We start from the raw sequence: 18,204 nt of genomic DNA, 5'->3' as shown, positions 1-18,204 counted from the left end.
GGGCGGCACCCACATCAACCCGTAAGCCTCACCCATTCACCGCCCGGCTATCCTGCGGCGCCTCGGCCCTTTCGGTCAGCCCGTAGTCGCGCACTACATGCGCGATGCGCAAACGGTAGCCGGCAAAGATACCGCCGCGTCCTGCCTTCTGCGCGTGCCGGTGTTCCTCGGTGTTGCGCCAGGCCTTGACCGCGTCCTCGTCGCGCCAGAACGACAAGGACAGGATGCGGTTCGGGTCGACCAGGCTCTGGAAGCGCTCGATGGAGACAAACCCGTCGATGCCGTCGAGCAGCGGACGCAGGTCGGCGGCGATGCTCAGATACGCATCGCGCCGGCCCGCCGCCGGTTCGACTTCGAAGATGACAGCGATCATACCTTCACCTTTCCGCTGGCATGATCTCGGTCTGAAAAGTCTGCAACTTTTCAGGATCAAGCCTTGGCGCGTGTGGGCCGGAAGCCAGTTTCAGGAACATGCGATCCTCCTTGAGGATGAATTTCTCGCGGCGGGCGAACTCGTAGTTTGCCTTGCCGGCGGGATCGGCGGCAAGCCGGGCGCGATAGGCTTCGTAGGCGGCCAGGCTGTCGATGTTGTAAGCGGCATAGGCTGTCGTGGCCGAGCCTTCATGCGGCGCGAAGTAGCCGATCAAATCGGCGCCGCAACGCGGAATGGCCTGGCCCCAGTTGCGGGCATACTCCTCGAAGGCCGCCTTGCCGAACGGGTCGATCTCGTAGCGGATGAAGCAGGTGATGGCCATTGTCGTCTCCGTGAGGGGGATGTGTTCTTGCGTCGATGGTTCGAGCGGTGTCGAAACGTTGTGCCGCCCGATCTGCTAGGCAATTTGCTTGCGGGTCATGATCGCCAGAAGGACTTCGTGCATTCTCGGCGCACGTCTTCCGGCGTCAGGCCAAGGTCGCGCAACAGATGATCATCGATCTCGGCAAGGTCGATACGCTGCAGATAGCGGTCATGCCACCGGGCCAGCGTGCCCGAGCGGAACCAGGTGACGAACGGGAACGATTGGCGGCTCTCGAACGGTCCGGAGGTGGAAGCGGTTGTCATCGACGTCTCCTTGATCTGATCGGAGAATAAGGATTATCTGACAAGAATGCTTCGATGAGGAACGAACTATGCGTGAAGGACCCGACATTGCCCGTATAGCCAGCCTGGTCGGCGATCCGGCGCGGGCCAACATGCTGAGCGCCCTGATGGGCGGCACGGCGCTGACGGCGAGCGAACTGGCGCTCGAGGCCGGCGTATCGCTGCCGACCGCCAGTTCGCATCTGTCGAAGCTGATGGAGGGCGGCTTGCTGACGCTGGCGAGCCAGGGCCGGCATCGCTACTACGGCCTCGCCGGTCCGCAAGTGGCCGGAATGATCGAAGCCATCACCGGCGTCGCCGCTTCTGTCGGGCCGCAGCGTGTGCGGCCAGGCCCGCGCGACGCGGCCATGCGCGTGGCGCGGGTCTGCTACGATCACCTCGCTGGCGAGCAGGCCGTGGCGATGCTCGACCGTCTTGTCGAAAGAGAGATTATCCTGCGTGATGACCAGGAGATCAGGCTCGGGCCGTCGGCGGCATCGCATTTCGCCGCTATTGGCATCGATGTGGATGCCAAGCCGCGACGGCCGGTCTGCCGCGCCTGCCTCGACTGGAGCGTCCGCCGCTCGCACCTCGCCGGCACGCTGGGCGCCGTCATCCTCGACAAGATCCTGGCCGAGAAATGGGCACGCCGCGAGAAGGACAGCCGCGCGGTCATTTTCTCGCCGCCCGGCAAACAGGCTTTCGAGAAGGTGTTTCTGGCCTGATGCTTTGCCGGCGCTGATTTGGCGATGCCCGCGGGACAGCGCCCCCTCTGGCCTGCCGGGCATCTCCCCCACACGGGGGGAGATTGGACGTCACGCTGGCTTTCGCCAATCTCCATGTTGCAAGGTGAGCGAAGCGCTGAAACAGCCAATCTCCCCCCTCTTGGGGGAGATGGCCGGCAGGCCAGAGGGGGGCGCGAAGGATCGTTACGCTGCGGATGGGGCGACTACCCCCGCTTCAAGACTTTCCCCTGCCCGAAGAAATCCGCCCACGGATCGGCTTGCGCCAGCCGCTTCAGCGTCGTCTTGTCGCCGATCGGGAAGGCGTTCGGCGCCAGTCCGGCCTCGATCTCGGCCCAGGTCACCGGCATCGACACGGTGGCGCCCTTCTTGGCGCGCGACGAATAGGGCGCGACGGTCGTCGAGCCCCGGCCATTGCGCAGATAGTCGACGAAGATTTTCCCCGTGCGCGCCTTCTTCGACAGCGTTGCCGTGTAGCGGTCGGGGGAAGCCTGTTCGAGCGCCTTGGCGAAATCATGGGCGAAGGTTTTCACCGCGTCCCAATCCGCCGATGGCTTGAGCGGTACCAGGACATGGTAGCCCTTGCCGCCTGATGTCTTGACGAAATTCGGCAGCGACAGCTCTTCGAGCTTGGCCCTGATATCGAGTGCCGCCTCGCGCACCGCCTTGACCTCGACGCCATCATCCGGGTCGAGATCGAAGATGACCTGGTCGGGCTTTTCCAGTTCTTCAACGGTGCAGCCCCAGATGTGGATCTCGACCACGCCGTACTGGACGAGCGCGGCAACGCCGTCGAAATCCCTGACGAACAGGATCTCCTCGCCGTCCGTCGGGTCTTTCATCCGCGCGATTTTGTCGCTCATACCGGCGGATGCATGCTTCTGGAAGAAACGCGCGCCACCAACACCGTCCGGCGCCCGCACCAGGCTGAGTGGCCGGTTGACGATGAACTGTTCCATGCGCGGCCAGACCTGCGCGTAGTGGTCGAGCAGGCCTTGCTTGGATATCTTTTCCTCGGGCCACAGCAGCTTGTCGGGATGGGAAAGTTTTACCGTGGTCGTCATCGCCCCGGTGGATTTGGCGCCGCCGCTTGATATCGCCCTGGCCGGGCTCTTGCTTGTCGATGCCATCGGCTTTTCCTGCACGACTTCCTCCGCCGGCTTGTCCTCGCGCAATCCCTGGAACGAGGCATGGCGTATTATACGGTCGGAGGTCCAGCTGCGGAACTCGACTTCGCCGACCAGCTCCGGCTTGACCCAGACCAGGCCCTTGCCCTTCGGCACGGCTTTGTCGAAAGGCGACGATGTTGCCTTCAGCGCGTCGAGTTTTGTCTTCAGGTCGGTGGCGCCCCTGGCGGAGAAACCGGTGCCGACGCGCCCGGCATAGTGCAGCTTGCCGCCCTCATAATAGCCGACCAGCAGCGAGCGCAGTCCGCGCCCGGTCTTGTCCGACGGCAAATAGCCGCCGATGACGAATTCCTGTCGCGCGGTACACTTCGACTTCACCCAGGAGGGGCCACGCCCGCTGCGATAGGGCGCGTCGGCGCGCTTGGAGACGACGCCTTCCAGCCCCATGCGGCAGGCATGCTCCAGCATGATCTTGCCGGGTTCGGAAAAATGGTCGCTGAAGCGGACCGCCGCATTCTCGGACTGCTTGCCGAGCAGTTCCTGCAAGGCCTGCTTGCGCTCGACCAGCGGCTCGCCGCGCAGATCCTTCCCGTCGAGGCGCATCAGGTCGAAGACATAGTAGGTGAAGCGATCTGTCCGCTTCGCCGACAGGTCGGCCTGAAGCAGCGCGAAGGAAGAGACGCCGCTGTCGGCCAGCACGACGATCTCGCCGTCGATGATGGCGTCGCTGCATTTCAGCGCTGCCAGCTCCGCGACGATCTCGCTGCCGAATTTTTCCGTCCAGTCGAGGCCGGTGCGGGTCAGCAATCGCACGTCGGTGCCGGCGATCTGCGCCTGCATGCGATAGCCGTCGAACTTCACTTCGTGCAGCCAGTCCTTGCCCGGCGGTGCGTCCCGCTCCAGCGTGGCGAGCTGCGGCTCGATGAAGTCGAGGCGCTTGCCGGGCTGCACGTTCCCGGCGGCCGGCTTGTTGGAGTGCCAGACGTCAGGCTTCTGCCCCTTCGCGGTCTTGCCCTCGCCGACCTCCTCGACTGTCAGGCCGGACTTCACCGATTCCGGCGCCTCCTTGAGGATATCCTCGCCGGGACGCGCGGCGGCATCATCGGACTTGATCAAGAGCCAGTTGTCGCGCTTCTCGCCCGCGCGCGGCTTCAACCTGACCAGATGCCAGAGACCGTGCAGCTTGTGGCCGTGCAGCTCGAAGCTGATATGGCCTTTCTTCATCGCCTTGGCCGGATCGATCTCGGGAACCCAGGTGCCTTCGTCCCAAACGATGACCGAGCCGCCGCCATATTCGCCCTTGGGAATGGTGCCCTCGAACGGCGCGTAGTCGAGCGGATGGTCCTCGACATGCACCGCCAGCCGCTTCTCATGCGGGTCCAGGCTCGGGCCGCGCGTCACCGCCCAGCTCCACAGCACGCCGTCATGCTCGAGGCGAAGGTCGTAATGCAGCCTCGTCGCCGCGTGCTTGTGGATGACGAAGATGCCGCCTGCGCTGCCCCCCTTGCCGAGCGGCACCTTGCCGGCCGGCTCGGACGTCTTCTTGAAGTCGCGCTTGGATTGATACTGTTCGAGGCTGGCCATCTCTGCGTCTCCTCAGGCCGATTTGCGCTTGGGCGCGCCGGCTTTCGGCTTGGCGCGTTTGGCCGCCGGTTTGGCTTTCGCGGACGAAGCCTTTGTTGAGCCCGCGTCCGACGACAGGCTCTTCTTCAGCGCGTCGAACAGATTGACGACATTGGAAGGCTTTGGCGCGGCCTTGGCCTTGGGTGCCTTCTTGCCGGCCTTCTTGGCACGGATCAGTTCGAGCAGGGCGTCCTCGTATTTGTCGTCGAATTTCGACGGATCGAACTTCGCCCTCTTCTTGTCGATGATCAGCTCGGCCAGATCGGTCATCTCCTGGTCCGTCTTCACCGCCTTGATATCGCCGAACACGGTGTCTGGCTGGCGCACCGTGTTGTCGTAGCGCAGCGTCGTCAGCACCATGCCCTTGCCCAACGGTTCGATGACCACGGGGCGTTCGCGCTGGTAGAGCACGATGCGCGCCAGCCCGGCCATCTTCTTGCCCGCCATGGCATCGCGGATGACGGCGAACGCTTCCTCCGACACCTCGTCGGCCGGCGCGACATAGTAGGGCGTGTCGAGATAGATCTGCTGGATCGAGGATTTGTCGACGAAGCCTTCGAGGCTCATCGTGTGCGAGGACTCGATCTGCACCGATTCGATCTCGTCTTCCTCGATGTGGACGAAATCGCCGTCGCTGACTTCATAGCCCTTGATCTCGTCGCCGTCGCCGAGCGGCTTGCCGGTCTGCGAGTCGACGTAGATGCGTTTCACCGTATTGCCGGTCTTGCGGTTCAGCACCCGGAACGAGACCTTCTCGGTATGGGTGACGACATTGGTCAGTTCGACGGCACAGGTGACCAGCGACAGCTTGAGATAGCCCTTCCAGGCCGGACGCGGCGCCATGACATTTTCCCTTCAGGATCCAGATGAAGGTGAGAACGGACAGACCCCGCTCCAGTTCCGCCGCCGCGTGATGATCCACATGCCGGGGCGCCGCGCCGGATTCGGGCAGGCAAGCACGGACATTTCGTGGCGGCGGCAAAAATTGAAACAGAACCGCGCGCAGGCGACATTCAAACGAAACATATGTGATGCAAAAGTCACACTAGGCGGAATGCCGACCAACTGCATGGAAAGACCCCGAATCAGCCGCATTCCGGCCACGAAGCAAGGCCTTTTCGACCAGAAATTAACATCACGTTCACCGACTATTCACGCCTCGATGCTATCGTTCTCGCAAATCGGAAGGGACATCCGAAAATCGGGACAGGGACAGGGTAAATGAACTTCCTCGCGCACCTCATCGGCTATGCCGCCGCCATCCGCGAATTCGTCGCGCCAACCTATCGGCCCGAGCGCTATTACATGCGCGGCCCCGGCCCGGCCTGCGCCCGTCGCGGCAATTCGCTGGGCGCGCACTGATCATGGCCTTCGAGACCCGTCACGACAGCCGGATCTGCAGGCCAGCGGCCGAATCCCGCGCCACGACCTATCGCGCCGAGCGTCCCGCTCTCGCCGACAGACGGCGTGCGACATCGCCACGTCCTTGATGCCGCCTCTGGCTGGCTTGGTGTCTTCAGACACGAGCAGCCCAGGCCCGCGTGACCGACCTTTCCAAGTCAAATTGGCCCCAGTCAAAACGGCCCAAGTCCCCCTGAGCCCTTCAACGCACGCCATCCGCTGATCGTCTTCGATGGCGTCCGCGTGCTGTGCTCCGGCTTCGTCCGCATAGTGGTCAGGTTCGACCGCCAAAGCCGCTTCCGCTTCGCCCGCTCACCGGCTGATCGTGCGCTATCGCGGCTGGCTCGTGCCCGTGGACTCGCATGGTTCCAGAGATGCGGTGTCATTTGGTTCAGTCGCTGGGTAGCACCGTCGGCCAGCGTCTGCTTGCACAACGGCCGAGCAGGCGCGAAAGTTTTTTTCTCCAGCCTGTCGAAATCGGACATGGCCGCGCGACATACGTTCGGCCCGCAACGATGCGGCCCTGTAACCACGGGAGATGACCATGCAGTATCTGCTTCTTATCTATTCCAACGAAGCCGCAATGGCAGCAGCACCCAAGGAGGCGGCCGTCCAGATGAGCGCCGCTTACGGCGCCTATACCGAAGCGATGAAGAAAGCTGGCGTGTTCGTTGGCGGCGAGCGGTTGAGGCCGACGTCGGTGGCAACCTCCGTGCGGGTGGCCGGCGGCAAAACCAACGTGCTTGACGGCCCCTACGCCGATACCAAGGAACAGCTTGGTGGCTACTACATGATCGAAGTGCCGGACATGGACGCGGCAATTTCATGGGCGTCGCGCTGTCCCGGTGCCAGCGCGGGCACCATGGAAGTGCGACCGATCTGGCCGATGGCGGAATACATGACAAAGTATACTGCTGCGTGAGGGACATAGGGTCGGATACCGCGCGGGCGGTCGCGGAGGCGGCCGCCCGGCAAAGCTACGGCAAGCTGATCGCTTATCTCTCCGCACGGTCCCGCGACGTGGCGGCCGCCGAGGACGCGCTTGCCGATGCCTTTGCCGCGGCGCTCGAACGCTGGCCGCGAACCGGCGTGCCTGAAAAGCCGGAAGCCTGGCTGCTGGCGGTGGCGCGGAGGCGCCGCGTCGATGCGGTGCGCCGGCGGCTGACCAGCGAAGCCGGCCGTGACCATCTCAAGCTGATCGCCGAGGAGGTGGAGGCGCGCATGACCGATGAAGATCTGCCCGACGAACGGCTGCGGCTGATGTTCGCCTGCGCCCATCCGGCGATCGAATCGAGCGTGCGGGCTCCGCTGATCCTGCAGACCGTGCTGGGCTTCGACGCCGCGGCGATCGCTTCCGCCTTCCTGGTCTCGCCGGCAACGATGGGCCAGCGCCTGGTGCGCGCCAAGACCCGCATCCGCGAAACCGGCATTCCGTTCCGCGTGCCGGAGCGGGCCGAACTCGGCGAGCGGCTGGACGCGGTGCTGGAAGCCATCTACGCGACCTTCGCCGAAGGCTGGTCCGACCCGGCTGGCACCGAGACGCGGCGGCGCAATCTCGCCACCGAAGGCATCTGGCTCGGCCGGCTGGTGGCTTCGCTGCTGCCTGATGAGCCGGAGGCGCTCGGCCTGCTGTCGCTGATGCTGTTTGCCGAAGCGCGCCGCGCCGCGCGGCGCGACGCGGCCGGAGATTATGTGCCGCTCGCCGAGCAGGATTGCGCGCTCTGGGATCACGCCTTGGTCGACGAGGCGGAGGCTTTGCTCGGTCACGCCGCCACCAAGGGCATCATCGGCCGCTACCAACTCGAGGCAGCCGTGCAATCCGCCCATGCGACACGACGGCGGACGGGGCGCACCGACTGGGTGGCGATCCGCGAACTCTACGACGCGCTGCTTTCGATCGCGGGATCGCCGGTGGTGGCGATCAACCGCGCGGTGGCGATCGCCGAAGGAGAGGGCGCCGCGGCGGGACTGGCGGCCCTTTACGTGCTGGGCGATGACAAGCGGCTTGATGACTACCAGCCTTATTGGGCAGCCCGGGCGGGCCTGCTGGCCAGGCTGGGTCAGGTACAGTTGGCGACCGACGCCTATGAGCGGGCGATCGGCCTCGAACGCGATCCGGCGGTGCGCCGCTTCCTGCATGGAAAACGGGCCGCGCTCCGAAATTGAGCTTCGCCGCCCGTTCAGATCGGCCACATCTCGTGCGCCGTGTTGAGCTTCTTCATCAGCGGATGGTCGCGCAACCTGGCCCACAGCCGTTCGATGTTCGGCCAGGCCGTACGCGCTTTGTCGACGTCGGGATGCCAGGCCACCAGCATGACCAGATAGATGTCGGCCAGCGACATCAGGTCGCCGACCAGCCAGTCATGGCCTTCGAGAGCGGTATCGAGAACGGCAAAGCCGCGGTCCATCTCGGCAACGGCCGCCTGTTTGACCGCCTTCGTTCCGTCGGCATCGGACGTATAGCGGTTCGCGTAGTAGAAACGCAGCACCGCCGGATAGAGAACCGACGACATGAAGGCCATCCAGCGCAGGAAGTCGGCGCGGGCGGGCGCGTCGATCGCCGGCGCCAGTCTGGCGTCGGGATGGCGTTCGGCAAGCAGGACGCAGATCGCCGCCGATTCGGTGATCGAGCGGCCGTCCGGCAAGGTCAGCACCGGCACCTGGTTCAAGGGACTGATGGCGAGGAAGGCCGGATCGGGCCGGTCCGTCTTCGGCACGTCGATCTGCTCGAATGGCGCGTTCGCCAGTGCCAGCGCCGCCTCGACGACGAAGCCGCCGCTGCCGGGACGGGTGTAGAGCTTGTACATGAAATCCTCCGCCGCCGGCGCGCGGCCGGCAGCGGATTTGATACGCAAGCCGCCTTGCACTCAAGCGCGCAACCGCGGCCACGAAGCTTTTTTCAACGGACCAGGCGGTCCACCAGGCCGAAACCCGCCCTTAAGCCCCCAGTCCCTCGAACAGGATCGTCGACAGATAGCGTTCGGCGAAGGACGGGATGATCACGACAAGGTTTTTGCCCTTGTTCTCCGGCCTTGAACCGACGACGATTGCCGCCTGCAGGGCCGCGCCGGACGAGATGCCGACCGGCACGCCTTCGAGGCGGGCGACGAGGCGCGCATTGGCGACGGAATCTTCGTTCGAGACCTTGACGATCTCGTCATAGATCGTGGTGTCGAGGATTTTTGGCGCAAAGCCGGCGCCGATGCCCTGGATCTTGTGCGGGCCCGGCTGGCCGCCCGACAGCACCGGCGAGGCTTCCGGCTCGACGGCGACGACATGCACCGAGGGCTTGCGCTTCTTCAGCACCTGGCCGACGCCGGTGATCGTGCCGCCGGTGCCGATGCCGGCGACGAAGATATCGACCTCGCCATGGGTGTCGTTCCAGATCTCCTCGGCCGTCGTCTTGCGATGGATTTCCGGGTTGGCCGGGTTCTCGAACTGCTGCGGGATGATCGCGTTGGGGATCGTCGCCGCCAGTTCATCGGCCTTGGCGATGGCGCCCTTCATGCCTTTCGGCCCTTCGGTCAGCACCAGCTCGGCGCCGAGCAGCGCCAGCATCTTGCGGCGCTCGACCGACATTGTCTCCGGCATGGTCAGGATCAGCTTGTAGCCCTTGGCGGCGGCGGCGAAGGCAAGCGCGATGCCGGTGTTGCCGGACGTCGGTTCGATCAGCGTGGTCTTGCCGGGAGAAATCTTGCCGGCCGCCTCCAGCGCCTCGATCATCGCCACGCCGATGCGGTCCTTGACCGAGCCGATCGGATTGAAGAATTCGAGCTTGGCGATGAGATTGGCGACGATGCCCTTTTCCTTGGCGAACTTGTCGAGCCGCACCAGCGGCGTGTCGCCGATCGTGTCGGTGATGGAACTGTAGACGCGGCCGCGACCGGGCACGCGGGCGGAGGTGACGGGCTTGTTCATTGGTTTCGCTCCCAGAACTTCAGGCAAGTGAGGATTCAGGCAAATGGCACTGCAGCCGGCAAGATAGAGCCTTCGGTCGCGCAAGATAGACTGTCGACTGAAAATATCCGAGTGGGACCCGTGTCTAAAACGCCCCGGTCCCGGAAAAGCATTTCCCGGAAAGGCCCGTCCCGGGAATATTTTGGCCGAAAGAGCCCTACTGACGGGCGGCGATCGCCGCCGCAGCGCCGACCATGAAGCCGGCGGCGGTGCGGTTCAGCGCCTTGAGCGCGCGCGGCGACTTGAGGAACCAGCGCGCCTTGGCCGCCAACGCCAGATACGGCACCAGCACCACCAGAAGCACGACGATCGTCAGCGCGACGAGAATGCCATAGTCGGCCAGCGTGATGGTCTTCAGGTCGACGATGGTCGGCGTGATGGCGAGATAGAAGATCATCGTCTTCGGGTTGCCGAGCGTGACGGTGAGACCGGCGACAAAGCTCGACAGCAGCCCGCCCTTGCCTTTTCTCGCCTCGACCGTCTCGGGCGTGATGCCGCTGTTCCAGAAGCGCCAGCCAAGGAAGGCGAGATAAGCGACACCCAGCCATTTGATGGCGAGAAAGACCATGCCGAAGGTCTGCGCGACAAAGGCGAGGCCAAGCACCACGGCGGTCAGATAGGTGAGGTCGCCTAGCATCAGGCCGAAGGACATTGCCAGCGACGAGCGGAAACCCGACCCGAGCGCACGCGCGACGAGCGCGGTGATACCGGGGCCGGGAATGGCAGCGGCGATGCCGAGAGCGGCACTGTAGGCGAGAAATCCGGTGAGGGTCATGGCATTGGTCTCAGATCAGAATGCCTTGTCGCATGGAACGGACCAGGGTTGAATTCCCTCGGGTCGGAATCCATTGCACCAGATATTGCTGCGACACGCGCAGGCCCCTCATCCGGCCGCTTCGCGGCCACCTTCGCCCAACGGGAGAAGAGTCTGGCGGCGGCGTTGGCAGGCTCCTCTCCCTCCGCCAAGCAGGATCAGGAACGAGCGCCGCCATAGGTGACGCGCCAGATGGTGCCGTTGCCATCTTCGCTGACGATGAGCGCGCCGTCGCTCGCCACCGCCACGCCGACCGGTCGTCCCCACACCTCGCCGTTGGAGATGACGAAGCCGGTGATGAAATCCTCGTATTCGCCGGTCGGTCTGCCATCCCTGAACAGCAATCGGACAACCTTGTATCCGGTCCTGTTGCCGCGGTTCCACGAACCGTGCAGGGCCACAAAAGCGTCGCCCTGGTACTCCCGGGGAAAATTCTTCCCGTCGTAGAAGGCGATGTTGAGCGGCGCCGAATGCGCCTGCATCAGCACATCGGGAATGGTCGCCTTGCCGGCAAGATCGGGGCGTTCGCCCTTGTGGCGCGGATCCTCGTTGCTGCCGATATAATACCAGGGCCAGCCATAGAAGGCGCCCTGCTTGACAACAGTTGCGTATTCGGACGGCACATTGTCGCCCAGCGCATCGCGCTCGTTGACCACGCACCACAGCGCGCCGGTCGCCGGCTGAACCGTCATGCCCGAACAGTTGCGCAGGCCGGTGGCGACGATGCGGCCATTCTTGCCGTCCGGATCGAAGGCCAGCACATCGGCACGGCCATCCTCGGAACCCCAGGCGGCACCCAGCGGCTTTGACGTCGCCCACGCCGCCAGCCCACCCTGCGGCGCCTTGCCCATGTCCTCGGCGGCATTCGATCCCGAGCCGACCGACAGATAGAGCGTCTTGCCGTCGGGCGAGAAAACGATGTCGCGGGTCCAGTGATGATTGGAAGGGATGTTGTCGACGACGGTTTCCGGGTCGCCGGCGGCCTTCAGGTCACCCTTGCGGTAGGCAAAGCGCACGATGCTGTCGCTGTTGGCGACATACACCCATTGCGGGTCGTTGCCCGGCGGGTAGAAGGCAATGCCATAGGGCTGGTTGAGGTTGCCGGCGAAGATGCCGTCCTTGACGGGCCTGGCGCTGCCCTCGCCCAGGCGATAGACGCGAATCTGGTTGGCTTCGCTGTCGGCGACGAACAGGTCGCCGTTCGGCGCGACGCGCACGACGCGCGGATTGTCGATGCCCGACGCGACCAGCTCGGCCGAAAAGCCCGGCGGCAGTCGCGGCTTGGCACCTGCCGGCCTTTCGGCGAGGCCGGCGCTGTTCGAAGCGGATTTGGTGACGTAAGGCTTCGGCAGGTCTTCCGGCTTGATCAGGCGGCGCACTCCCGGCCTGTCGGCCCGCCAGTCGCCGAAGGCGGCCGCGCCCTTCAGCGCCTGCTGATCCGCCTGCTGGGCGAATGCCGCGGTGGTGAGAAACAATGCGGGAAGCACCAGCCCGGCCAATCGTATCATTCTGTCCTCCACCTGGTCACGAAGGAAAGTAACGGCCGGTTTGCTCGTGGGTTCCGCCTCGCACGATGAGTTGAAGGGACGTGAGGATCCGATTTCGGGCTCAGCTCCCGGCGGCGTAGAAATCGTCGTCGAGGCGTTTTTCCAGCGCGACGAGATCGGCCGGCAGCGGCAGGCCCATGGCGCGCATCTCCCGCAGTTTTTCGCGCAATTGTTCCTGGATTTCGTGCTGGTCTTCCGGCTGGTTGACCATTTCCTCCAGCAGCAGGCTGATCCGGGCCTTGAGTTCTTCGAGCGCCATCATCGTCTCCTCGGTTAGCCCGGCTCAACGGAGCATGCGGGAAATCAGCTGTGCGGTATAGTCGACCATCGGCACGATGCGGGCATAATTCAGCCGGGTCGGACCGATGACGCCAAGCGCGCCAACGACGCGCGCATCCTTGTCGCGATAGGGCGCGACGACCAGCGACGAGCCCGACAACGAAAACAGCTTGTTTTCCGAGCCGATGAAGATGCGCACGCCCGACCCCTCCTCGGCAAGGTCAAGCAGCTGGATCAGCCCGTCCTGCGTTTCCATGTCCTCGAACAGGTGCCGCAGCAATTCGATGTCGGCCTGGGCGGTGACGTTTTCGAGCAGGTTGGCACGGCCGCGCACGATGAGCCGCGCCGGCAGGCCGCTGTCGGCGCCCGCCCACACGGCCAGCCCCTTTTCGACCAGGTCCTGCGACAGCGTGTCGAGCGCCGCCCTGGTCTCTTCCTTGATGCGGGCGATCTCCACCCGCGCCTCGGCCAGCGTTCGGCCACGGATATGGGCGTTGAGGAAATTCGACGCCTCATGCAGTTGCGAGACGGTGATGCCGGCGGGCAGGTCGACGACGCGGTTTTCGACGTCGCCATTCTGCGACACCAGCACCGCCAGCGCCTTGGTCGGCTCGAGCTGGATGAATTCGATGTGCTTCAGCGCCACTTCGTTCTTGGCGGCAAGCACGAGGCCGGCGCCGCGCGACATGCCCGACAGCATCTGGCTGGCCTCGGTCAGCATATGTTCGAGCGTCGCGCCCGAGCCGGACGCCCTCACCTGGGCCTCGATGGTGCGGCGCTCCTCGTCGGAGAGGTCGCCAAGCTCCATGAAGGCGTCGACGAAGAAACGCAGGCCCGCCTGGGTCGGCAGCCGCCCGGCGGAGATGTGCGGGGCGTAGATCAGGCCGAGATGCTCGAGGTCGCTCATCACATTGCGGATGGTGGCGGGCGACAGCGAGGACGGCAGGATGCGCGACAGGCTGCGTGATCCCACCGGTTCCCCGTCCCTCAGATAGGAATCGACGATGCGCCGGAAGATGTCGCGCGAGCGCATGTCTAGCGATTGAAGCGCGGGCGACTGCGAACTGGGATCGACTGCCTTGGTCATTGCGGGCAAAAAACCTCTATACCAAGGATATAGACTTCACCACGGCCCGCGCAACCCGGTGTCTGCGTCAGATCACCCGGTGTCTGCGTCTCAGATCACCCGGTCTCTGCGTCAGATCACCCGGTGTCTGTGTGGGGTCTTCAGGCCATTTTCCTTTGCGCCATGCCTCCCATGCGGCTACAAGCCGGCCAAGATTCCGAAAAATGACAAGAAAGCAGCCTGAATGCGCCCTTCCAAACGCCAATTCGACGAAATGCGCGCCATCTCCTTCGAGCGCGGCGTCTCCAAGCACGCCGAAGGTTCGTGCCTGGTGAAGTTCGGCGACACCCATGTCCTGTGCACGGCCAGCCTCGAGGAAAAGGTGCCGGGCTGGATGCGCAATTCCGGCAAGGGCTGGGTGACGGCGGAATACGGCATGCTGCCGCGCTCGACCGGCGAGCGCATGCGCCGCGAGGCTTCCGCGGGCAAGCAGGGTGGCCGCACACTGGAAATCCAGCGGCTGATCGGGCGCTCCTTGCGCGCCGTCGTCGACCTGCAGGCGCTGGGCGAACAGCAGATCACCGTCGACTGCGACGTCATCCAGGCCGATGGCGGCACCCGCACCGCCTCGATCACCGGCGGCTGGGTGGCGCTGTACGACTGCCTGCGCTGGATGGAGGCGCGGCAGATGGCCAGTGTCGCCAAGGTGCTGAAGGACCATGTCGCGGCCATTTCCTGCGGCATCCATGACGGCCAGCCGGTCATCGACCTCGATTATCTAGAGGATTCCGCGGCCGGAACCGATGCCAATTTCGTCATGACCGGCAAGGGCGGCATCGTCGAGATCCAGGGCACCGCCGAGGGCGAGCCGTTTTCCGAGGAACAGTTCGCGGAATTGATGGGATTGGCCAAGAAAGGCATCCAGCGCCTGGTCAGCCTCCAGCAGATGGCGGTGGCGTAAGCCATCGGTTTTCTGGTGACCCCCTCCGCCATCCTTGAATCAGCCCTCTACGTCACCGACCTGGCGGCGGCGGAAGAATTCTATGTCGGCGTGCTTGGGCTTCACCTCCTCGGCAAGGTCGAGGGCAGGCATATCTTCTTCCGCTGCGGCCCCGGCGTGCTGCTGGTCTTCAATGCCGAGGCGACCAGGGTGCCGCCGGCGCCCGACGCTAGGCTGCCGGTGCCGCCGCACGGCGCGGTCGGCGAGGGCCATCTCTGCTTTGCGGCGACCGCCGTGGAAATCGCCGGCTGGAGAGCCCATCTCGAGGCGAAGAAGATCGCCATCGAAAGCGAATTCGAATGGCCGCAAGGCGGACGTTCGATCTATATACGCGACCCGTCGGGAAATTCGATCGAGTTCGCCGAGCCAAGAATCTGGGGCCTTTGATGCATTCTCTCGATGGAAAGAAGATCGTCGTCGCCAGCCACAATGCCGGCAAGCTGCGCGAATTCGCCGACCTGATGGCGCCGTTCGGCTTCGAAGCGAAATCGGCCAAGGAGTACGGCCTGCCGGAGCCTGACGAAACCGGCACCACCTTCGAGGAAAACGCCTACATCAAGGCGCTGGCCGCCGCCAAGGCCACCGGCCTGCCGGCGCTGTCGGATGATTCCGGCCTGTGCGTCGACGCGCTCGACGGCGCGCCCGGCGTCTACACCGCCAACTGGGCCGAAACCCCGGACGGGTCGCGCGATTTCGGCATGGCCATGCAACGCACCGAAGTGGCGCTGCAGGAAGTCGGCGCTGCCTCGGCCGAACAGCGCAAGGGGCGCTTTGTCGCCGTCATCTGCCTGGCGTTTCCCGACGGTGACGCCGAATATTATCGCGGCGAGGCCGAAGGCACGCTGGTCTGGCCGCCGCGCGGCGAACTCGGCTTCGGCTATGACCCGGTGTTCCTGCCGAATGGCTTCGACAAGACCTTTGGCGAGATGAGCGCCGAGGAAAAGCACGGCTGGAAGCCTGGCCAGGCCACGGCGCTGTCGCACCGCGCCCGCGCCTTCCAAAAGTTTGCCGAAGCACGATTGAATCTGGCCAGATTGGGTTCGACATGAGCATGCTGCTCGACCGGACGCCCGGCTTCGGCGTCTACATCCATTGGCCGTTCTGCGCGGCCAAATGCCCCTATTGCGACTTCAACAGCCATGTCCGCCACCAGCCGGTAGACCAGGAGCGCTTTGCCACCGCCTTCGAGGCGGAACTGGCGACCATGCGCCAGCGCACCGGGCCGCGCGAAGTGACCAGCATTTTTCTCGGCGGCGGCACGCCGTCGCTGATGAAACCGGAAACGGTGGCCAGGGTCCTCGACGCGGTGGCGAAGAACTGGACCGCTCCAGATGGCATCGAGGTGACGCTGGAGGCCAATCCGTCCTCGGTCGAGGCCGAGCGCTTTCGCGGCTACCGGGCGGCGGGCGTCAACCGCGTCTCGCTCGGCGTGCAGGCGCTGAACGACAAGGATCTGCGCTTCCTCGGCCGGCTGCACAACGTCGAGGAAGCACTGCACGCCATCGGGCTCGCGCGGGAAATATTCCCAAGGCTGTCCTTCGATCTGATCTACGCGCGGCCGGGCCAGACGCCGGAGGCTTGGGCATCGGAGCTCGAACAGGCGATCGGCCATGCCGCCGATCATCTGTCGCTCTACCAGCTGACCATCGAGGAGGGCACGCCCTTCCATGCGCTGCATGCGGCGAAGAAATTCGTCATCCCCGACAACGACCATGCCGCCGATCTCTATGCGCTGACGCAGGAGATCACCACGGCGCACGGCCTGCCGGCCTATGAGATTTCCAACCACGCCAGACCGGGCGCCGAAAGCCGGCACAATCTGACCTACTGGCGCTATGGCGAATATGTCGGCGTCGGCCCCGGCGCGCATGGCCGCTTCGTCGAAAACGGCCGCCGCACCGTGACGATCGCCGAGCGGATGCCGGAAACCTGGGCCAATCTGGTCGAGGCCAAGGGTCATGGCGTCACCGGCGGCGAGATCCTGACCCGCTCCGAAGAGGCCGACGAGTTCCTGCTGATGGGGCTGCGGCTGGCAGAAGGCATCGACCTCTCCCGCTACGAAGCGTTTTCCGGACGTGGGCTGTCGAGCGCGCGGCTGTCGATGCTGCAGGGCGAGGGGCTGGTGGCGCCGATCGGCAATGCACGCCTGCGCGCCACTCCGGCCGGCATGATCGTGCTCGATGCCGTGGTGGCCGATCTGGCGCGCTGAACAACCTTGAAAAACGTCCTCATCGTCTGCAGCCAGAACCGCTTGCGCAGCCCGACGGCCGAGCAGGTGTTTTCCAGGCGACGGGATATCGAAGTTGCGTCGGCGGGAACCAACCACGACGCCGACACGCCGGTGCGGATTCTCGAGGCTAAGGTGCTGTGGTATCTGGGGTGACGAATGGCTTGCCGCGCGTGCCTGGCGATGAAGCATCAGCCACCGCGCAATCCGAACTGGATTCTACTTCAAAGAAGAAATCCTGATGGCGAAAATCGCCGCCGTCCTCCCAGGATTGTTGCGTGAGGCCGCAGCCTGCATAGGAAAACACGTCGATCTTTGTAGCCCTCGGCGCCTGTATCCATTGTTCGCCAACCTTATGGAACATGTAGTGTGAGGTGGCTGGATCGTTCGAGCGCATATGCAAGTGGATGCCGGGCATTGCGAATTGCCGATCAATGTCCAGTTGGAGATAGGCGGCTGAAAGATTTTCAATGGTTATCCAGTCGTGGCTGGAAATAGGCTGGTTGAGCGCTGGGTAGCGAATTTTTGCGAATTCACGTTCTTCAGTCTCGCCGACCAGCGTCCCTCGCAGCGAAAGTGTTTTGCCAAAGAGGCCACTGGCTGCCGTTGCCCTGAACTTGATCGTTCGTGGGATTTGGGAGGGTGATGAAGAGCTGGCCTGTGCGGGTTGCGGCGCGACGTGCGATTGTGAGTCGCGGACGGGAGACGTCGCATGATTTCGGGTATCGGCTAAGGATGTGGAGGCGATAAGGCCAACGGCAAGCGCCAATATTCGTGGACCAACCAGCGTTTCAGCCACGTTGCGCTTCAATTTTGTGAGCTATCTCGTCAGGCGTCGTGCTTGTGGCGGTGTTTGGCGCGGTCTTTCTCGGCGAGCGGCTCTCCGGCGCGAACCGGCTTGGCGTCGACCTTGTCGCGGCGGGCGCGGTGCTGGTCGCCTATCGGGTGCGATGGAACGCCGTCGCGAGCGCTTTTTGTTTCAAGACGGGTGATGAAAATATCGAAGCGATTGGGCATCGTCCGGTCAGTGCTCCGTCGTGCTGTCGGTTTCGGTGTCGGAAAGCCTGATGTCCGCTGGCAGGGCGATTGCGGCCAGCTCTTTGGTCACGCTGTTTTCGGTCCTGGCAGGCAGGCGCCTGTCCTTGGGCGCGGCAAAGCGCTTGCGGCCGGCATAGTAGGGCGTGAAAGCGTCCTGTATCTTCAGGCTGTCCATCCTGTCCTCCTCGGAATCAGGGGCTAAATCTGCCAACCCCGGTTTCGTTCCCTACTGTGGCAAAGGAATGGCGGGAATTTCACTTCGCTCGACGCTTTTGCAACCGGGCGTGAGCCGTGCCAAACAGGG

General features: G+C 64.2%; 22 protein-coding genes and 2 pseudogenes. 11 read left to right on the top strand and 13 right to left on the bottom strand.

The features are described 5' to 3' along the window. Nucleotides 1-28 precede the first annotated feature (28 nt). From BLS48_RS04650 to BLS48_RS04640, 3 genes are all read right to left on the bottom strand, one after another. Nucleotides 29-373, bottom strand: coding sequence for an antibiotic biosynthesis monooxygenase family protein (locus BLS48_RS04650; protein WP_091575834.1), 345 nt, complete (start codon nucleotides 371-373; stop codon nucleotides 29-31). Nucleotides 374-377: 4 nt separating this feature from the next. Beyond that, on the bottom strand, nucleotides 378-755 hold the full coding sequence (locus BLS48_RS04645; RefSeq protein WP_091575833.1) for an NIPSNAP family protein: 378 nt from the start codon (nucleotides 753-755) through the stop codon (nucleotides 378-380). A 95-nt stretch (nucleotides 756-850) separates the two neighbouring features. Next, a complete protein-coding gene (locus BLS48_RS04640; protein ID WP_091575832.1) occupies nucleotides 851-1,060 on the bottom strand; it encodes a DUF1127 domain-containing protein in 210 nt (69 codons plus the stop codon). A gap of 68 nt (nucleotides 1,061-1,128) precedes the next feature. On the opposite strand from BLS48_RS04640, the gene BLS48_RS04635 reads away from it, so the two are divergent. Further along, a complete protein-coding gene (locus BLS48_RS04635; RefSeq protein WP_091575831.1) occupies nucleotides 1,129-1,803 on the top strand; it encodes an ArsR/SmtB family transcription factor in 675 nt (224 codons plus the stop codon). Between the two features lie 224 nt (nucleotides 1,804-2,027). Here the strand turns inward: BLS48_RS04635 and ligD are convergent, their stop codons facing one another. After that, on the bottom strand, nucleotides 2,028-4,532 hold the full coding sequence (ligD, locus tag BLS48_RS04625) for a DNA ligase D (RefSeq protein WP_091575830.1): 2,505 nt from the start codon (nucleotides 4,530-4,532) through the stop codon (nucleotides 2,028-2,030). A gap of 12 nt (nucleotides 4,533-4,544) precedes the next feature. Continuing rightward, nucleotides 4,545-5,414: a non-homologous end joining protein Ku gene (gene ku / locus BLS48_RS04620; RefSeq protein ID WP_091575829.1), complete on the bottom strand. Its 870-nt coding sequence runs from the start codon at nucleotides 5,412-5,414 to the stop codon at nucleotides 4,545-4,547. Here ku and BLS48_RS34815 point away from each other — a divergent pair. From BLS48_RS34815 to BLS48_RS04600, 4 genes are all read left to right on the top strand, one after another. Continuing rightward, nucleotides 5,413-5,796 carry a hypothetical protein gene (locus tag BLS48_RS34815; RefSeq protein ID WP_143019386.1) on the top strand — a complete coding sequence of 128 codons (384 nt, stop codon included), beginning with the start codon at nucleotides 5,413-5,415 and terminating at the stop codon, nucleotides 5,794-5,796. The two genes, ku and BLS48_RS34815, sit on opposite strands and share 2 nt — an antisense overlap. Then, the gene (locus BLS48_RS04615; RefSeq protein WP_013528645.1) at nucleotides 5,793-5,933 is read left to right on the top strand and encodes a hypothetical protein; all 141 of its coding nucleotides are present in this window, start codon (nucleotides 5,793-5,795) and stop codon (nucleotides 5,931-5,933) included. The genes BLS48_RS34815 and BLS48_RS04615 overlap by 4 nt, the downstream gene beginning before the upstream one ends. Before the next feature lie 583 nt (nucleotides 5,934-6,516). Continuing rightward, nucleotides 6,517-6,894, top strand: coding sequence for a YciI family protein (locus BLS48_RS04605; RefSeq protein ID WP_091576208.1), 378 nt, complete (start codon nucleotides 6,517-6,519; stop codon nucleotides 6,892-6,894). Beyond that, nucleotides 6,891-8,138: an RNA polymerase sigma factor gene (locus BLS48_RS04600; protein ID WP_167364946.1), complete on the top strand. Its 1,248-nt coding sequence runs from the start codon at nucleotides 6,891-6,893 to the stop codon at nucleotides 8,136-8,138. Before BLS48_RS04605 ends, BLS48_RS04600 begins: the two co-directional genes overlap by 4 nt. 14 nt (nucleotides 8,139-8,152) lie before the next feature. Here BLS48_RS04600 and BLS48_RS04595 read toward each other — a convergent pair whose 3' ends face one another. The 6 genes from BLS48_RS04595 to hrcA all read right to left on the bottom strand — a co-directional run bounded on the left by BLS48_RS04595 (nucleotide 8,153) and on the right by hrcA (nucleotide 13,656). After that, nucleotides 8,153-8,779, bottom strand: coding sequence for a glutathione S-transferase family protein (locus BLS48_RS04595; RefSeq protein WP_091576206.1), 627 nt, complete (start codon nucleotides 8,777-8,779; stop codon nucleotides 8,153-8,155). A gap of 130 nt (nucleotides 8,780-8,909) precedes the next feature. Continuing rightward, a complete protein-coding gene (cysK, locus tag BLS48_RS04590) occupies nucleotides 8,910-9,890 on the bottom strand; it encodes a cysteine synthase A (protein ID WP_091575828.1) in 981 nt (326 codons plus the stop codon). 196 nt (nucleotides 9,891-10,086) lie between these two features. Continuing rightward, a complete protein-coding gene (locus tag BLS48_RS04585; RefSeq protein WP_091575827.1) occupies nucleotides 10,087-10,704 on the bottom strand; it encodes a LysE family translocator in 618 nt (205 codons plus the stop codon). Nucleotides 10,705-10,901: 197 nt separating this feature from the next. After that, nucleotides 10,902-12,251 (bottom strand): PQQ-dependent sugar dehydrogenase, encoded by a 1,350-nt coding sequence (locus BLS48_RS04580; RefSeq protein WP_091575826.1) that lies wholly within the window; start codon nucleotides 12,249-12,251, stop codon nucleotides 10,902-10,904. 100 nt (nucleotides 12,252-12,351) lie between these two features. Further along, nucleotides 12,352-12,549 carry a hypothetical protein gene (locus BLS48_RS04575; protein WP_091576205.1) on the bottom strand — a complete coding sequence of 66 codons (198 nt, stop codon included), beginning with the start codon at nucleotides 12,547-12,549 and terminating at the stop codon, nucleotides 12,352-12,354. A gap of 24 nt (nucleotides 12,550-12,573) precedes the next feature. Beyond that, the gene (hrcA, locus tag BLS48_RS04570) at nucleotides 12,574-13,656 is read right to left on the bottom strand and encodes a heat-inducible transcriptional repressor HrcA (protein ID WP_091575825.1); all 1,083 of its coding nucleotides are present in this window, start codon (nucleotides 13,654-13,656) and stop codon (nucleotides 12,574-12,576) included. A 223-nt stretch (nucleotides 13,657-13,879) separates the two neighbouring features. Between hrcA and rph the strand changes: the two genes are divergently transcribed. From rph to BLS48_RS04545, 5 genes and pseudogenes are all read left to right on the top strand, one after another. Further along, on the top strand, nucleotides 13,880-14,596 hold the full coding sequence (gene rph, locus BLS48_RS04565) for a ribonuclease PH (protein ID WP_091575824.1): 717 nt from the start codon (nucleotides 13,880-13,882) through the stop codon (nucleotides 14,594-14,596). A gap of 15 nt (nucleotides 14,597-14,611) precedes the next feature. Then, a complete protein-coding gene (locus tag BLS48_RS04560) occupies nucleotides 14,612-15,022 on the top strand; it encodes a VOC family protein (RefSeq protein WP_091575823.1) in 411 nt (136 codons plus the stop codon). Next, entirely contained in the window at nucleotides 15,022-15,684 is a 663-nt protein-coding gene (rdgB, locus tag BLS48_RS04555) for an RdgB/HAM1 family non-canonical purine NTP pyrophosphatase (RefSeq protein ID WP_091575822.1), read from the top strand. Before BLS48_RS04560 ends, rdgB begins: the two co-directional genes overlap by 1 nt. Further along, nucleotides 15,681-16,844, top strand: coding sequence for a radical SAM family heme chaperone HemW (gene hemW / locus BLS48_RS04550; RefSeq protein ID WP_091575821.1), 1,164 nt, complete (start codon nucleotides 15,681-15,683; stop codon nucleotides 16,842-16,844). Before rdgB ends, hemW begins: the two co-directional genes overlap by 4 nt. Before the next feature lie 6 nt (nucleotides 16,845-16,850). Continuing rightward, nucleotides 16,851-16,979: pseudogene (locus tag BLS48_RS04545) on the top strand (arsenate reductase/protein-tyrosine-phosphatase family protein); the annotation flags it as partial. A gap of 13 nt (nucleotides 16,980-16,992) precedes the next feature. Here BLS48_RS04545 and BLS48_RS34810 read toward each other — a convergent pair. Beyond that, nucleotides 16,993-17,661 (bottom strand): hypothetical protein, encoded by a 669-nt coding sequence (locus BLS48_RS34810; RefSeq protein ID WP_143019385.1) that lies wholly within the window; start codon nucleotides 17,659-17,661, stop codon nucleotides 16,993-16,995. Nucleotides 17,662-17,696: 35 nt separating this feature from the next. Between BLS48_RS34810 and BLS48_RS36115 the strand changes: the two are divergent. Next, nucleotides 17,697-17,807 (top strand): annotated as a pseudogene (locus BLS48_RS36115) (EamA family transporter); the annotation flags it as partial. A 79-nt stretch (nucleotides 17,808-17,886) separates the two neighbouring features. Here BLS48_RS36115 and BLS48_RS04535 read toward each other — a convergent pair. Then, nucleotides 17,887-18,075, bottom strand: coding sequence for a hypothetical protein (locus BLS48_RS04535; protein WP_091575820.1), 189 nt, complete (start codon nucleotides 18,073-18,075; stop codon nucleotides 17,887-17,889). Nucleotides 18,076-18,204: the final 129 nt, after the last annotated feature.

It is taken from the genome of Mesorhizobium qingshengii (assembly GCF_900103325.1).
Lineage (GTDB): Bacteria > Pseudomonadota > Alphaproteobacteria > Rhizobiales > Rhizobiaceae > Mesorhizobium > Mesorhizobium qingshengii.
This window is presented reverse-complemented; position numbering and strand designations above follow the sequence as displayed.

Bases quoted from the DNA above. Each gene is read 5' to 3' on its own strand.
- BLS48_RS04650 (WP_091575834.1), bottom strand. From the start codon at position 373: ATGATCGCTGTCATCTTCGAAGTCGAACCGGCGGCGGGCCGGCGCGAT.
- BLS48_RS04645 (WP_091575833.1), bottom strand. From the start codon at position 755: ATGGCCATCACCTGCTTCATCCGCTACGAGATCGACCCGTTCGGCAAG.
- BLS48_RS04640 (WP_091575832.1), bottom strand. From the start codon at position 1,060: ATGACAACCGCTTCCACCTCCGGACCGTTCGAGAGCCGCCAATCGTTC.
- BLS48_RS04635 (WP_091575831.1), top strand. From the start codon at position 1,129: ATGCGTGAAGGACCCGACATTGCCCGTATAGCCAGCCTGGTCGGCGAT.
- ligD (WP_091575830.1), bottom strand. From the start codon at position 4,532: ATGGCCAGCCTCGAACAGTATCAATCCAAGCGCGACTTCAAGAAGACG.
- BLS48_RS34815 (WP_143019386.1), top strand. From the start codon at position 5,413: ATGACATTTTCCCTTCAGGATCCAGATGAAGGTGAGAACGGACAGACC.
- ku (WP_091575829.1), bottom strand. From the start codon at position 5,414: ATGGCGCCGCGTCCGGCCTGGAAGGGCTATCTCAAGCTGTCGCTGGTC.
- BLS48_RS04615 (WP_013528645.1), top strand. From the start codon at position 5,793: ATGAACTTCCTCGCGCACCTCATCGGCTATGCCGCCGCCATCCGCGAA.
- BLS48_RS04605 (WP_091576208.1), top strand. From the start codon at position 6,517: ATGCAGTATCTGCTTCTTATCTATTCCAACGAAGCCGCAATGGCAGCA.
- BLS48_RS04595 (WP_091576206.1), bottom strand. From the start codon at position 8,779: ATGTACAAGCTCTACACCCGTCCCGGCAGCGGCGGCTTCGTCGTCGAG.
- cysK (WP_091575828.1), bottom strand. From the start codon at position 9,890: ATGAACAAGCCCGTCACCTCCGCCCGCGTGCCCGGTCGCGGCCGCGTC.
- BLS48_RS04585 (WP_091575827.1), bottom strand. From the start codon at position 10,704: ATGACCCTCACCGGATTTCTCGCCTACAGTGCCGCTCTCGGCATCGCC.
- BLS48_RS04580 (WP_091575826.1), bottom strand. From the start codon at position 12,251: ATGATACGATTGGCCGGGCTGGTGCTTCCCGCATTGTTTCTCACCACC.
- BLS48_RS04575 (WP_091576205.1), bottom strand. From the start codon at position 12,549: ATGGCGCTCGAAGAACTCAAGGCCCGGATCAGCCTGCTGCTGGAGGAA.
- hrcA (WP_091575825.1), bottom strand. From the start codon at position 13,656: ATGACCAAGGCAGTCGATCCCAGTTCGCAGTCGCCCGCGCTTCAATCG.
- rph (WP_091575824.1), top strand. From the start codon at position 13,880: ATGCGCCCTTCCAAACGCCAATTCGACGAAATGCGCGCCATCTCCTTC.
- rdgB (WP_091575822.1), top strand. From the start codon at position 15,022: ATGCATTCTCTCGATGGAAAGAAGATCGTCGTCGCCAGCCACAATGCC.
- hemW (WP_091575821.1), top strand. From the start codon at position 15,681: ATGAGCATGCTGCTCGACCGGACGCCCGGCTTCGGCGTCTACATCCAT.
- BLS48_RS04535 (WP_091575820.1), bottom strand. From the start codon at position 18,075: ATGGACAGCCTGAAGATACAGGACGCTTTCACGCCCTACTATGCCGGC.